The sequence below is a fragment of the Janthinobacterium sp. RA13 genome, from assembly GCF_000745325.1.
GTDB lineage: Bacteria > Pseudomonadota > Gammaproteobacteria > Burkholderiales > Burkholderiaceae_D > Janthinobacterium > Janthinobacterium rivuli.
Map to the genome: position 1 here is coordinate 1,052,517 of NZ_JQNP01000001.1, position 14,689 is coordinate 1,067,205.

10 protein-coding genes are annotated in these 14,689 nt (G+C 64.4%); 4 read left to right on the plus strand and 6 right to left on the minus strand.

Annotated features, from left to right (window positions below; all coding sequences use genetic code 11):
- Nucleotides 1–103: 103 nt before the first annotated feature.
- The 4 genes from FG13_RS28755 to FG13_RS04430 all read left to right on the plus strand — a co-directional run bounded on the left by FG13_RS28755 (nucleotide 104) and on the right by FG13_RS04430 (nucleotide 4,949).
- Nucleotides 104–1,777 (plus strand): serine hydrolase, encoded by a 1,674-nt coding sequence (locus tag FG13_RS28755; RefSeq protein ID WP_051958511.1) that lies wholly within the window; start codon nucleotides 104–106, stop codon nucleotides 1,775–1,777.
- A gap of 149 nt (nucleotides 1,778–1,926) precedes the next feature.
- Nucleotides 1,927–2,994: a serine hydrolase domain-containing protein gene (locus FG13_RS04420; RefSeq protein WP_035818736.1), complete on the plus strand. Its 1,068-nt coding sequence runs from the start codon at nucleotides 1,927–1,929 to the stop codon at nucleotides 2,992–2,994.
- Nucleotides 2,995–3,328: 334 nt separating this feature from the next.
- Nucleotides 3,329–4,069, plus strand: coding sequence for a DUF3944 domain-containing protein (locus FG13_RS04425; RefSeq protein ID WP_035818739.1), 741 nt, complete (start codon nucleotides 3,329–3,331; stop codon nucleotides 4,067–4,069).
- Nucleotides 4,070–4,079: 10 nt separating this feature from the next.
- Nucleotides 4,080–4,949 (plus strand): hypothetical protein, encoded by an 870-nt coding sequence (locus FG13_RS04430; RefSeq protein WP_035818742.1) that lies wholly within the window; start codon nucleotides 4,080–4,082, stop codon nucleotides 4,947–4,949.
- Here FG13_RS04430 and FG13_RS29315 read toward each other — a convergent pair whose 3' ends face one another.
- The 6 genes from FG13_RS29315 to FG13_RS04460 are packed head-to-tail and all read right to left on the minus strand — an operon-like array spanning nucleotide 4,950 to nucleotide 14,685.
- Nucleotides 4,950–7,409, minus strand: a complete 2,460-nt coding sequence (locus FG13_RS29315) for a glycosyltransferase (RefSeq protein ID WP_081922429.1) — start codon at nucleotides 7,407–7,409, stop codon at nucleotides 4,950–4,952. It lies immediately after the preceding gene.
- Entirely contained in the window at nucleotides 7,406–8,644 is a 1,239-nt protein-coding gene (locus tag FG13_RS04440; protein WP_035818745.1) for a TIGR04063 family PEP-CTERM/XrtA system glycosyltransferase, read from the minus strand. The genes FG13_RS29315 and FG13_RS04440 overlap by 4 nt, the downstream gene beginning before the upstream one ends.
- 4 nt (nucleotides 8,645–8,648) lie before the next feature.
- Complete coding sequence (locus FG13_RS04445) at nucleotides 8,649–10,601, minus strand: XrtA/PEP-CTERM system amidotransferase (RefSeq protein ID WP_035818747.1); 1,953 nt, start codon at nucleotides 10,599–10,601, stop codon at nucleotides 8,649–8,651.
- A 10-nt stretch (nucleotides 10,602–10,611) separates the two neighbouring features.
- Nucleotides 10,612–11,814, minus strand: coding sequence for a TIGR03088 family PEP-CTERM/XrtA system glycosyltransferase (locus tag FG13_RS04450; RefSeq protein ID WP_035818750.1), 1,203 nt, complete (start codon nucleotides 11,812–11,814; stop codon nucleotides 10,612–10,614).
- Nucleotides 11,804–13,387 carry an exosortase A gene (gene xrtA, locus FG13_RS04455; RefSeq protein WP_035818753.1) on the minus strand — a complete coding sequence of 528 codons (1,584 nt, stop codon included), beginning with the start codon at nucleotides 13,385–13,387 and terminating at the stop codon, nucleotides 11,804–11,806. The genes FG13_RS04450 and xrtA overlap by 11 nt, the downstream gene beginning before the upstream one ends.
- On the minus strand, nucleotides 13,384–14,685 hold the full coding sequence (locus FG13_RS04460; protein ID WP_035818761.1) for a TIGR03087 family PEP-CTERM/XrtA system glycosyltransferase: 1,302 nt from the start codon (nucleotides 14,683–14,685) through the stop codon (nucleotides 13,384–13,386). Before FG13_RS04460 ends, xrtA begins: the two co-directional genes overlap by 4 nt.
- Nucleotides 14,686–14,689: the final 4 nt, after the last annotated feature.

Sequence of the window (14,689 nt, forward strand, 5' to 3'; positions counted from 1 at the left end):
TCCTGGCATCCGTCAACCACCATTGAAAGAAGCGTTCATGCGAGTTCATCCCCTGGCATTCATCGTGACCCTGTTGTTCGCAAGTAGTGCCCAGGCGGACGCATTGGACGACATCATCAACGCCGAAATGACGATGCGGCAAATCCCCGGCCTGTCGCTTGCCATCATCGAGAATGGCAAGATTGTTAGGGCGCAAGGATACGGTGTCACGGAAAAGGGCGGCAAGACGCCGGTCAGCCCGCACACACTGTTCCAGGCCGGTTCGGTCAGCAAACCGGTGGCCGCACTGGGGGCGTTGCATCTGGTCGAGCTAGGCAAGCTTGCGCTTGACGATGACGTCAACACCAGGCTGCGCACGTGGAAACTGCCGCACAACGCCTTGTTGGCCGAACAGAAGGTGACCCTGCGCAGGCTGCTCAGCCACAACGCGGGACTGACCGTGCACGGCTTTCCCGGCTACGCCAGCAATGCGCCAGTACCCAGCGTGGTCCAGGTGCTCGATGGCGAGAAGCCCGCGAATACCGCGCCCATTCGCGTTGATATCGTTCCAGGCAGCAAGGTGCGTTACTCGGGTGGCGGCTATACCGTCATGCAACAAATGGTGGCCGACGTGAGCGGTCAGGCGTTTCCCGACTATATGCGCGACGCCGTCCTCAAGCCCTTGGGCATGAACGAGAGCTCGTATTTGCAACCGCCGCCGGCCGAGCGCGCGCGCCTGAATGCCAGCGGCCACCTTGCCGACCGCAGCCTGGTGGCGGGACGCTGGCATGTGTACCCTGAAATGGCGGCGGCTGGTTTATGGACCAACGCGTCGGACCTGGCGCGCTTCGCCATCGGGGTACAGCAGTCCCTGGCTGGCACGTCCAACCCCGTCATCTCGGCAGCCTTGGCCCGGCAGATGCTGAGCCCGCAAAAAGAGAACGCGGGCCTGGGCGTCTTCCTTCACGGCAGCGGCAGCGCGCAACGCTTCTCGCACGGCGGGCGTGACGAAGGCTTCGATACCTTGCTGACGGCATTTTCCGGCACAGGCCAGGGTGTCGTGATCATGATTAACGCAAATGACAATTCCCGCATGATGGACCGCCTGACGGCCGCCATCGGCCGCGCCTATCACTGGCCAGAAGCCGATTACGACGTGTTGCTCAAGCAACCCGCCATCAACATCGATGCCAAGGAACTCATCCGCTACACGGGCCGCTACGAGTTGGCGAACAATACGATGGGAACCTTCGATATGCAGGGTGGTCAGCTACGCAGCATTTTCGATGGCTTGCCCGACGAAACTTTCGTGCCTGTCGGCCGGCATCGCTTCCATTCGACGTCGCGCAATTGCGAACTGGCGTTCGTCGTCGATGCGCAGGCAGAGGTGACTGGCGTTGTCGTGACGACCAAAGACAAAGCCAACACGGCGCCGCGCATCGGCCCGCTGCTGCACACATTGGCAGCACGCACCGACCCCAAGCCTGCGCGCACCCGGAATGTGCAGGCTGTGCTGTCCGACATTGGGCGTGGCGGCAGCGCCCTGGCCAACTCGGATTTTGCCACGCCCGGCATCAAGAACAATTTTGGCACACAGGCTATTGGCGAACTGGTCAATGTCAAGTCGCTGACTTTTTTGCACGAGCAAGCTGTCGCTGGCCGCGAGATCGAACGGCATGGCAGCAAGGTGGACAGCGTCCTTGCCTTCCACGTGAGCGGCATCAAGCCGGAGCGAAAATTGTTGGTTTACCTGACCGCGGACGGTTTGCTGACCGACTTCGATCTGGTGGACGACTGAACGCCCGGCGTGGCTAGCCTTCATTCTTTTGCGCGCCTGGATCCGCATTCACTGACAGGCCAGTACTTGTCAGGTGATCAATCTTGTAGAATTTTTTGTTCATTGGAAATAATAAATCAAACCAGAATCTCCATATTGAAAGAAAAACGATGCTGCCACTGACAATATCTGCACTTTCTTTTTTGTTGATGACATCCACATTCGTGACTGCCCAAGTTGGCGATCATTCACATGCGGAAAAGATAGATGATTATTCCGCCAAGATCGACAGCTTGGTCAAATCAACAAGCCCAAGAAGTTTTAATGGCGTCATTCTCATCACGAAGAATGGCAAGGAGAAATACGCAAAAGCCTTTGGTTATTCTGATGTTGAAAATAAAACACGGTTGAGGCTGGAAGATAATTTCCGAATCATGTCGAATAGCAAGCAAATTACGGCTGTGTTGATTTTGAGGGAAGTTGAAAAAGGCACGATAGACTTGCAAAGTCCCGTTAGAAGATATTTGCCCGATTTGCCGCAGGCCTGGGCCGACGAGGTGACGGTGCATCAGCTGCTCAACTTTTCAGCAGGAATCACGGAAATCGACAAGCCACTCAGCTTCAGGCCCGGAACGGACTTTCTGTATGGCGTTACGACTTATTCAATGCTGAGCAATATTTTTGAAAAAGTCAGCGGAAAAATGTATGTTGATGCAGCGCATGAGCTGTTCAGAGAGCTGGGGATGGTGAATAGTTTTTGCTATGAGGAAAACAAGAATAATAACGTCATCAATGGATATGTCAACACGAAAAATGTATTCGCACTGAAGGAACATCCTGTTCAGGGAAAAGACTGGACAGGCTTCATCCCGGCAGGAGGAATTGTTTCAAATGTGAAGGACTTGAATATCTGGGATGAGAAACTTCATAAAGGGAAGATTTTAAAGGCCGAAACCTATAAGCTGATGACGAATTATTCCATATCCAGTCAGCACGTGGCTTTCGGTGACAGAGAAATCGGTTATGGTTACGGTGTTTATGTGAGTGACAAGGATACGGTCAAGTATATAGGCCACTCCGGGAAGGGCTTGGGCTTTGCCTCGATCAAAGTCTATTTCCCTGAAAAAGATGTTGATGTCATTGTTTTGGAAAATCAGTTTAGCGAAGATAGTGGCGTTCATTACCATTTCGAAATAAAAGTAAGGGAAATAGTAATGAACAGCAGCCTTTTGAAATAGCTGAACCCCCGCGCATCATCCGTTTTGCAAGTTGCTGGCTGTGTTCCCGCAATCACGCTCGGCCGAAGAATGCGCTTGAAGGCCGTACGCTAACGCGCAAGCTCCCTTGGCCGTTTTGACTTCCACCATGCTGCCAGCACAGCCACTCGTTACGGCGGCGCATATGCCGGCGATGGTGGCAGGCTCGATTGCAGTGCCAGTGCCAGTTGCGGGCCGTCATGCGCCAATGAGAGAATAAAAGCGGCATCGGCTTTATATCGCATGTTTTCCTTGTTTTGCCTTGTAAGTTGGGTGCAATTAAAAATACAATACAAGAAAATTACCAAGGGGAAATATGGGTATCAAATATCGCGTCGATGAAGACCTCGCATTCCTGGAGTATTGCAAGGAAGAGGATTTGCGTATTTTGGCTGGCTATCTCACGCACGACAAAGATCAGTCGGCTCGCATGGCCAGCGAACTTGTTGCAGATGATAACTTCAAGAAGTTTGCTGGAAAGACGGACCAGTACCGGCAATGCTGGCGGTTGATTGCCGGCGAGCTTCAGCATTTCGGCGGCGACACTATCGTCAACCTGTTTCGTGGCGATGGCGTGCTGTACAAGGAGATTTTGTCGGACGTGTGCGATAACCAGAAAGTCAAAACGGAAAAAAACAGTTCCGCTTATGCGATGGAAAACAAGCTGCTGGAGAAATTCATCGGCGATGCCTGGGAAAAGCTCGGTGCGGAACAACGCGCTTCGCTGCTGAAGGAATTTGATATCGGCTACAACTCACGCGATGGGGAAGGATTGGCCTTGCTGAAAGCGGCCTTGTTGAGTGGCATCGGTTCCCTGCAAATATCTTCGCTGATCGCCAGATCCGCTGCAAGCATGTTCGCGGGACGGGCGCTTGGCGTCATTGCGACAGGTGGTCTGGGCAGAAGCCTGGCCATGTTTGCCGGCCCCGTCGGATTGGCCGTGTCGGCCGCGCTCACCGTGCCCGCAATCAGCGGCGCCGCTTATCGTGTAACGATTCCTGCCGTCATTCAAATCGCTTATATGCGCCGGGAATGTGAAGCACGTGAATTTTTCTAAGGAAATGTAAATGCTGCAAGAAACAATATGGATCATCGACCAGGCCAAATTGAAGCCAGTGTTGATACAAGCGATGGCGGAAGGCAAGGCAGCCATACATGACGGCGTGGCATACTGGGCCGAGGGCAGCGGCGGGTCTGGCATCATCCAGCATCTTCCATTCAAGGAAAGTGCGGCCAAGAGCGTGGAAGAAGCGCTGAAAATGGCGCAGGCGACGACGGTGATCGCCGCGGCCGTGTCGACCGGCATTATTCTTGCCGCGATCGTGGTGCAGACAAAATATTTGGCAAAGAAACTGGATAAAATCCAGGCCACTGTCGATGTCATTGCGCAAGATGTGCGCTCGCAGCACATTGTATTTTACATGGGTAAGATCAGTGAATATGTGGGACTGGTGGAGGCAGCGCGAACCTTGTTGCAGGATCGTAGTCTGGCATCGGAAATACGTGAGCTTGCCATTCCGCTGTTGACCAGCATGGCGGCGAAACGCAATGAAATCCTGTCCTTTATCGATAATATTCTTGCCATGGCGAAGTCGTCCAAAGACGTGTCCCCAACGCATTTAACGTCGATCACCAATTTCGCCCAATTAATGCTCGACATGATGCCCGCGGGAATTCATATCGAATATCTGCTTTGCGCGCGTATTGGCAAACTGCGGCTTGCAGAACATATCCTGCTCGATGGTGCGGGGCGATTCAACGATGGTTTGCAAGTTTTCCGTCGGTTCATGAATGGTTTACATCAAGAAATGATACGCGGTGGTGCCGGAGCGCGCAGCGAGGTTTATCGCTCGCTTGAAGCAAATGCGAGGCAGCTTTTCCAATCCGAGCACGGGAAAATTCTGCTGTCGCTGCCTGCGGGCCGCGCTGCCAGCTAACTACGGGCTGCCTGCCTGCGTCACTGCGCTCACCACATAGCGGTACTTGCCCGACGCCTCCGCCGCGATCTCGTCGACCTCATCGATGGCGATGTCCACCTGCGCGCCCAGCCTGGCCTGGAAACCGGCGACGATGGCTGTGCGCGTGGCGGCGTCCAGGCGCGGCAGGCAGACCAGCAGCACGCGCGTGCGCAGCAGGCTTTCCTGGATGATTTTAAAACTGCGCACCTGCGGCAGTTCGCGCACGATGTAGACGAGGGCCAGGCCGTGCATGACGGTGCCATCGACGGCCGTGAGGAAATCCGTGCTGCGCCCTTCGATTTTCTGCAGCAGGGGCAGGCCGCGGCCGCAGGCGCACGGCCCGGTGCCCAGCGCGCCCACGTCGCCCGTGGCGTAGCGGATGAAGGGGTAGTCTTGCGTGGCCAGGTGGGTGACGACGATGTCGCCCGTGGCCCCTGGCGGCAGCGGCTGGCCCTGGCCATCGACGATTTCCACGATGATGTCTTCGGCCGTGATGTGCATGCCGCCTTCCGGGCATTCGTGGGCGATGAAGCCCGCGTCGCGCCCGCCGTAGCCGTTGGCCACGGGGCAGCCGAAGGCGGCGGCGATTTGCGCGCGCTGCTCGTCGTACAGGCGCTCGGCCGTGACGAAGGCCACTTTCACGCCCAGGCCGTCGAGCGGCAGGTCGCGCGCGCTGGCGTGGCTGGCGATGCGGCACAGGGCGGACGGGTAGCCGAACAGCATGCGCGGACGCCAGCTGCGCAATTGCCTGACATAACCATCGAGCCGGTCGGGCGACATGGCAAACGCGGGCAGCAAAGTCGTGCGCAGCAGCGCGTCGCGCAGGCGGCGCACGCGGTCTTGCGCGTGCAGCTCGATGGGCGAGCCCCACAGCACGGCTTCGCGGTCGCCGATGTCGACGCCCCACCAGCGCGTGGCGCGCCACTTGGCGGCGATGTCATGGCTGACCCTGCGCCTGCCAAGAAAAAATTGCAGCGGCTCGCCGCTGGAGCCGCCCGTGGCGAACGGGCGCAATCCCACGGCGCGCGATGATTTGAAACTGTCGCGCGCGCTGGCGATATCAACCTTCCTCAGCAGCGGCAGGCGCGACAAGTCGGCCAGTTGCCGCACCTGTTCCGGATCGAAACCGCTGCGGGCGAACAGGGCGCGGTAATACGGCACGTGCTCGGCCGCATGGCGCAGCAGCGCGCGCAGGCGGGCCAGCTGCCATTCCTGCAGCTGCTCGGTGCTCCACCATTGCGAGCGTTCCAGCCGGCGCAGCAGGTGCGCGCTGCGGTGGCCCTTGAGCCATTCGTGCAGGGGAAACAGCCAGCGGGCGACGCAGCGCGTGTAGGCGCCAGGGCGCGGCGCGGCGCGGATGCGGCGGTAGTGGGCGGCCAGCCTGGGCGCGATATCGGGCCAGCCAAAGGTGGCGGCGTGCGCCAGGCCCGCGTCGACCAGCGCGTGGGCGCGCGGCGGGTCGCGCAGCAGCGACAGGATGGCGCGCGCCATGGCGGCCGGATCGCCGGGCGGCACCAGCAGCGCCGTCACGCCGTCTTGCAGCAGGACGGGGATGCCGCCCACGTTGGTGCTGACGACGGGCACGCCGCAGGCCAGCGCCTCGAGTACGGAATTGGGCATGTTGTCGGCCAGGCTGGGATTGAGGACGATGTCGCTGGCCTGGTACAGGGCTGGCATGGCGGCGTTGTCGACGGGGCCGGCAAAGCGCACGGCGTCCAGAACGCCGAGCGACCTGGCCAGGCGCGCCAGCGCCGCGCGCTGCGGCCCGCCGCCGGCCAGCACCAGGCGCGCCGCGGGAAAAGCCTCGCGCACGATGGCGAAGGCGCGCACGGCGCTGGCGTTGTCGTACAGCGCTTCCAGGTGGCGCGCCACGAGAATGCAGGGGCCATCGGCCACTGGCGCGCGCGGCGCGGCGGATGTGGCGCGCGTAAAACGCTGCAAGTCCACCACGTTCGGCACGATGTGGGCCGTATGGCCATACTGTTCGAAAATGCCGGCCAGGTAGGCCGACGGCACGACGATGGCGCTGGCGCGGCGCAGGCTGAACGCCACCAGGCGCGGCGAGCGGGCGAAAAAAACGGCCGCTTCGCCACCCCGGTAATTGAGCAGGGCCGGCTTGCCTTTCAGGCTGGCGATCCACAGCGCGGGCGCGGCCTGCAGATGCCAGGACCAGCCGGAATTGGCCATGATGTGGAACAGGTCGACCGTATTGGCCGCGCGCCACAGGCGCCACAGGTGCACGGGCAGGCGCAGCGCCGCGCGCAGGTAGCGGATGCGCGCCAGCCATGGGGGCAGATGCGGCCCGTTGACGGCCAGCAGCTGCACATGCGCGCCATCTTCGCGCAGCTTGCGCGCCAGTTGCGCCGTCTGATTCGCCATGCCGCCGGCCGGTGGCGGCAGCGGGCCGACCAGCGCGATGCGCAGGCCCGCGAAGATCATGGCGCGACTCCTGCCAGTTCCTCCGCCATGCGCGCCGTCGTCACGCGCGCATACACGGGCGCATAGCGGCCCACGCTGGCGCCCCAGCTGCGCTCCGTCTCGACGAAGGCGCGCGCCTGGCGCCGCAGCGCCGGCCAGCTGGCGGGTGCCAGCAGCAGCGACAAGATGGTCTGCGCCAGCGCCCCGGCGTCGCCGGCGCGAAACAGCATGCCCGTCTTGCCATGCTCGACCAGTTCGCGGTGGCCGCCCACGTCGGACGCCACCACGAGGCGGCCCTGCGCCATCGCCTCCAACGGTTTCAAGGGCGTCACCAGTTCCGTCAGGCGCATCGGCAGGCGCGGATACACGCAGATGTCGACCAGCTGATAATACGCGGCCACCTGCGCATGCGGCACCCGGCCCGCGAAGACCACGGCGTGGTCTATGCCCAGTTGCGCCGCCAGCGCCCACAGCGCCGCCTCCTGCGGACCGCCGCCAGCCAGCAGCAGCCGCAATGCCGGCTGCGCCGCCAGCAGGCGCGGCATGGCGCGCAGCAGCAGGGCCAGTCCCTCGTAGGCGTAGAACGAGCCGATGAAGCCGATGACCAGGTGTCCGTGCAGGCCCAGTTTGCGCGCCAGCCACAAGTCGTCGGGCGCCGTGACGCTGAAGGCCCCCGCATCGACGGCGTTTGGAATCACGGTGATTTTATGCGCGGGCACGCCGCGCGCGCACAGCTCGCGCCGCAAGCCGTCGCAGATGGTGGTGACGGCATCGGCGCGGCGCAGCGCGTAGGTTTCCAGCGCGCGCGTGAGCCGGTAGCGCAGGCCGCCGGGCTGGCTGCTGCCATGGTCGGCGGCCGCGTCTTCCCAGAAGGCGCGCACTTCATACACGACCGGGATGCCCAGCGCGCGGCCCGCGTTGAGGGCGGCGATGGCGTTCAGCGCCGGCGAATGCGCATGCAGGATGTCGGGTTTGATCCGTTGCGCCAGCCGGCGCAGGCGCACGGCCAGGCCGACGATGACGGCCACCTGCCGCAGCACGGGCAGGCGCGTCCACCAGCGCGCACTGGGCGCCGTGCGGTAGAAATGCCAGCCGTCGACCAGCTGCTGCGCGCCGTCGGCCGGCCCCTGCTTGGCACTGGTGAGCTGCGTCGTGTGCCAGCCCATCGCGCGCTGCTGCCGCAGGATGGCCAGGGTGCGAAACGTGTAGCCGCTGTGCAGGGGCAGCGAGTGGTCGAGGATGTGCAGGATGCGCATGGATTTACTCCACCGCCATGGCGGGCGCGGGCGCCGGCGTTTTTTGTGCGCCCGCCGGCAGCACCTGGCGCAAAAAGGCCTCGAACATCAGCAGCGACCATAACGGCGCGCTGTAGTCGCGCCGCCCGCTCGCATGCTGATCGAGCAGCAGGCGCACGTAGTCCATGTCGAACAGGCCGCACTGCGCCAGGGTGGGACCGAGCAGCCGCTGTTGCAGGCGCTGGCGCAGCGGGCCGCGCAGCCAGTCGGCCAGCGGCACGGAAAAGCCCATCTTCTGGCGGTACAGCAGGGTATCGGGCAGCAGCGGGCGCAGGGCTTTCTTCAGCAAATACTTGCCTACACCGCGCCGCAGCTTGAAGTGCGGCGGCAGGCCCGACATCCACGCCACCAGTTCATGGTCGAGCAGGGGCGAACGCACTTCCAGCGCATGCGCCATGCTGGCCCGGTCGACTTTCGTCAGGATATCGCCGGGCAGATAGGTTTTCAGGTCCAGGTACTGCACCTGCGACAGCGGATCCTGCGCGGGACTGGCCAGCGCATGGCGGCGCAGCACCTCCACGGCGCGGTAGCCCTGCAGGCTGCGCCGCAGCTCGGGGCTGAACAGGCGCGCGCGCATGGCGTCGCCCAGCAGGCTGACGCCGTGGAAATACGCGTCCGTCGTGTCGCGCGCCAGGCCTTCGAAGGTGGTCTTGGCGCGCAGGAAGCGGGGCGCCCAGTCGGCCTTCGGGTACAGCCGCCCCAGGGTGCCGAATAGCGACTGGCGCAAGCCGGCCGGCAACAGCGGATCCATTGCCTTGCGGACCTTTTCTTCGCGCGTGTGCAGGCGGTAGCGCCGGTAGCCGGCCAGGCTTTCATCGCCGCCATCGCCCGACAGGGCCACCGTGACCCGCTGGCGCGCCAGTTGGCAGACTCTGTACGTGGGCATGGCGGAACTGTCGGCGAACGGTTCGTCGTACAAATTGGCCAGCAGGTCGATCAGTTCGAAGTCGTCCTGCTCGACCTGGCGCGCGTGGTGCGCCGTGCCGTAGCGGCGCGCCACCAGGTCGGCGTAGCGCGCTTCGTTGTAGGCCGGGTCGCCGAACGAAATCGAACACGTGTTGACGGGCGTGGCGCTGGCCCCGGCCATCAGCGCCACGACGGCGCTTGAATCGACGCCGCCGGACAGAAATGCCCCGAGCGGCACTTCCGCCACCATGCGGATGCGCACGGCTTCGCGCAGGCGCGCCAGCAATTCGTCGGCTGCCTGCGCCTCGCTGGCGGGCGGATTCGGCGTGAACGGGATGTCCCAGTACGCTTGCGGCGCGGGCAGCGGCTGGCCGGCGCGGATCGACAGGGTATGCCCGGGCGGCAGCTTGCGCGCGTGCTGGAAAATGCTGCGCGGCTCGGGCACGTAGCCGTAGGCGAAATACTCTTCCACGGCCAGCGGGTCGAGCGCGCGCGGCATGGCCGGATGGGCGAGCAGGGCTTTGAGTTCGGAGCCGAACAGCAGGGTGCCGTCCTGCGCCTCGCCGTAATACAGGGGTTTGACGCCCAGGCGGTCGCGCGCCAGGAACAGCAGGTGGCGGCGGCGGTCCCACAGGGCGAAGGCGAACATGCCGCGCAGGCGCTGCACGCATTGCTCGCCCCACTGTTCCCAGGCGTGGACGATGACTTCCGTGTCGCTGCTGGTGCGGAATTGATGGCCGAACTGGCGCAGCTCCGCCATCAGGCTGCGATAGTTATAGATTTCGCCATTGAAGACGATGGCGATGCTGCGGTCGGCATTGAACAGCGGCTGCTGGCCGCTGGCCAGGTCGATCACGGACAGGCGCCGGTGCGCCAGACCGAGGCCCGGCTCGCGGTGCAAGCCCCCTTCGTCCGGCCCACGGTGATGCAGGCTGTGGTTCATGCGCGCCAGCAGCAGCACGTCGATGTCACGCTGGCCCTGCAAATCAAAGATGCCGCTGATGCCGCACATGGGAGGCCTTTCAGGGAGTGGTGGACAGGGGAGACGGCTGGCGCGCGCCCGTCAGGCGGTCGTATACGGCCAGGTAGGCGCCGGCCATGGCGGGCAGGCTGTGCTCGGCCAGCACCTGGCGCCGCCCGCGCGCGCCGTGGCGTGGGCCCAGTTCGGGCATGCTGTAGTAGTCGAGCATGGCGTCGGCCAGCATCTCGGGCGAGCCGGGCGGCACCAGCGTGCCGCTCCAGCCCGACTGCACCAGTTCCGCGTTGCCGCCCACCTGCGTGGCAACGATGGGCAGACCCGTCGCCATGGCTTCGAGGATGGTGTTCGAGCTGCCTTCGGCCAGCGAGGGCAGCACGAACAGGTCCATCGCGCGCAGCAGTTGCGCCACGTCGTCGCGCGCGCCGGGCAGCCAGGCAAGGTGCGCCACGCCGGCTTGCTGCAGCAGGTCCAGGCAAGCCTGGCGGCACGGCCCGTCGCCGACGATGAGCAGGCGCAGGCGCGCGCGGGCGCCCGGCTGCGCCAGCAACAGCAAAAAGGCGTGCACCAGCGAGGCGTGATCCTTGACGGTCGCCATGCGGCCCACGCTGCCGATGACGAAGGCGCCGTTGCACAGGAAACCGGGCGGGCCCACGGCGGCCGGCGGCCCCAGGCGCGGGTGAAACTGCACGCTGTCAACGCCGTTGCCGATGTGCGACACCTGCGTGGGCGCCGCGCCGATGGCGTCCACCAGCCATAGCCCCAGGTCGGCGCTGACGGCGATGAAATGCTGCACCAGCGGCAGCATGCATTTGCGCAGCAGCCGGTATTTGCGGCGGGTGCCGTGCAAGTCGCTCATGTCGCGCCCGTGTTCGCCATGCACGCGCAGGCGCACGCCGGCCAGGCAGGCCAGCAGCTGCGCTTCAAGGCAGCCCAGGTTGCGCGTGTGCACGAGTGCCGGCTGCAAGCGTTTCAGCACGCGGTACAGGTGCAGATAGTGGCGCCAGTCCTTGCCTTCGCGCTTGTCCAGGCTGATGATGTCGACACCCGGGGTGGTCAGGCGCAGGCGAAACGCGGTGGCGTTCTTCATGCAGACGATGGCGTGGCGGTAGCGTTCCGGAGGCAAATGGTTGATCAGGTTGACCAGGCCGTTTTCCAGCCCGCCCACGTCGAGCTGGTGGATCACGTGCACGATCAGCGGGGCCGTGCTGGCGGCCTCCGTGCCACCGGTATCGAGGTCAAGGGCCATGCGGCAACTCCTGCAAGCGTTGTTCGATGACGGGCAGCGCCGCCCGCATAAAGGCTTGCAGCTGCGCGCGCGGCGGTGGCGCCAGCTCGTCGTAGGCGGCAAAGACGAGGATGTCGGCGCCATCCTGGCGCCTGCCCAGCAGCTTGGCTTGCGCCAGCAGCAGTTTTACCAGCACGGGCCTGGCCGTGACGACACCGCCCTGGCGGTAGACGCGCCACACCAGCAGGCGTTCGCCGCCGTGGGCCAGCACGCTTTCGCGCACCCCAATCTGGCCGCCGGACAGGTTGACGTGCCGCACGCCCTGCGCCAGGGGCATCCAGTGCGCGCCGTAGGGCGAGGCCTGGTGCGTCAGCAGTTCGGCATCGCGCGCCTGGCGCGCATACCAGTGCAGTTGCAGCCCCACGGGCGCGCCGTCGCCGTCCTGGCGCGCATACGTGGCGGCAAACCGCGCGGGCGTGCCCGCATACGGCGCTTGCCAGGCAGGAGGAACGTCGGGCAGGCGATGCCAGGCGGGCGGATCGGGCAGTGTCAGCACAACGGCGGGCAGCTTGGGAGCATCATCGCGGTGGCTGGCCAGCGCCAATACCGGCCATACGGCCGCCAGCAGCAGGCAGGCGACGCTGGCGCGCACGACGGCGCGCGGGGTGGCCGCGCCAGCGCTCAGCTGTGCGGGCCGAGCCGGCGGCACGGCCCGCGCCGGCGGCAGTTCGCGCCAGCGCGCGGCCAGCCAGAACAGCAGCAACGCCACCAGGCCGAAGAACAGCCAGCCATAGATCAGGTGGTCGATGCCCACGGCCAGGCGCATGTCGCTCAGGTGGCCCAGCATCACGATCAGGTAGGCGCGCACGCCATTGGCGAGGATGGGCACGAGCAGGGCGGCGGCCATGACGGCCAGGCGCCGCCGCGCGCTGTGGAAGTTGACATGGGCAAACAGGGCGCCCAGGGCCAGCGCGGCGATCAGGTAGCGCAAGCCGCTGCACGCTTCCACCACCGACCAGTTGCCGGTGGGCAGAGAAAAATTGCTGCCATCGCGAAACACGGGCACGCCCGTCCATTGCAGCGCGGTAACGGTGAAGGCGGCCGTGAAGTCGATCAGCGGTTCCAGGAAGACTTCGCCAAACGGCACGGCGAGAAACAGATACGCGAGCGGAAAGGCCAGCAGGCGCACGGCCGGCCGGCCGAGGATGGCCAGCACGCAGGCGGGCAGCATGGCCGTGGCCGCATATTGTTCCACCACGGGCACGTTGGCGGCGTCGGCCAGCAGCCAGGCCAGGCCCAGTACGCCCAGCAGCAGCAAGCCCGGGCGCGACGGCTGGGGCGCCAGCGCGGCCAGGCGGGCGCGCTGGCGCCAGGCCAGCCAGCAACTGATGGGCACGATCAAGAAACCGTGCGCAAAGGTTTGCGAACGGGACCACAGTTCCAGCATCGACCAGAAGGTGGCGTGGTACAGCAGCACGATGGCGGCCAGGACCAGCAGCAGGAGCAGCAGCGCTTGCTGCTGGCCCTGGGCGTGCCCGTGCCGCCAGACGGCCGCGTCCGGCAAGCGGGCCACCGGGTCGAGTTGCACGCTCATGTGGATGGCTCCCGCACGGGCAGCAAAGGCGCGATGGCGCCGCTGACAGCCGCATCGGTATCGGCATCCGTCTCGGCAGGCAGGCCCAGCATGGCGCCCAGGCCCCGCAGATTGCGTTCCCAGTTGTAATCCTGCAAGACCAGCTGGCGCGCCGCGGTGCCCATGGCCGCGCCGCTCCCTTCGGCTGCGCCGCCCTGGGCATGGCGCAGCACGCGCGCCGCATGGTGGATGAATTCGACGTCGTCGCGCGCCAGCAGCAGTTCCAGGCCCGGCTGGGCGGCGATGCCTTCGAGCGCGTGCGGCGTGGCCAGCACGACCTTGCCCATCGCCATCGCTTCCAGTACCTTGTTTTGCACGCCGCGGGCGATGCGCAGCGGCGCCACGACCAGCGCCGCGCCGGCCAGGTAGGGCCGGATATCGGGCACCTTGCCCGTCACCACCACGCCAGCTACCCTGGCCAGCGCCGTCACGGCGGGCACGGGCGCGCTGCCGACGATATAAAACTGTAACTGGGGAAACTGGCGCCGCAAGGCGGGCCAGACGTGGCGCACGAACCATTGCACGGCGTCGATGTTTGGCCAGTAATCCATGGCGCCCGTAAACACCAGCGCCTGCACGCCGGGCGGATAGATGGGGGGCTGGTCCGGCAGGGGCGTGAAATACGCCGTGTCGACGCCGTTGTTGAAGTATCCCGTCTTGCGCCGCGCCATCGGGGCGCACTGGCGGAACAGGGCCGCTTCGGCCGGCGAGACGAAGCTGGCGGCCGTGAACTGCTGGGCGATATGGCGCTCGTACTGCAGCAGCATGTGCGCTTCGTGCCGGTACAGCTGCGACATGGGCCAGGGCTTGCTGTCGCCGTACTGGCGCCATTTGTCGGAATCGACGTCGACGAAATCGATCACGCGGTGCAGGGCCCGGCCCGCGCTGCCGTCGATGTATTGCGCCATGGGGCCGGAAAAGGCCAGCGCGTGGCGCACCTTTCCGCAGGACAGCAAGCCGTCGACCCATTGCAGCAGGCCATCATCGCGGTAGTACTGCACGCTCATGGCCTGGCGCGACAGCAGCGCCTGCATGGCGCGCCAGCGGGCCGCGCCGCGCCGCAAGCCGATGAAGCGCGTGCTGGCGCACAGGGCGGCCACGCTGTTCGCGTGCTGCCAGTCGTCGTCATCGTCGATGAAGCAGCCCAGGTGCACGCGGAAATGCCGGCTCAGGTATTGCAGCATGTGCCACGAGCGTATCTTGTCGCCCTTGTTGGGCGGATACGGCAGGCGGTGGGCAAGGAATAGCAGTTCACGCATGGTG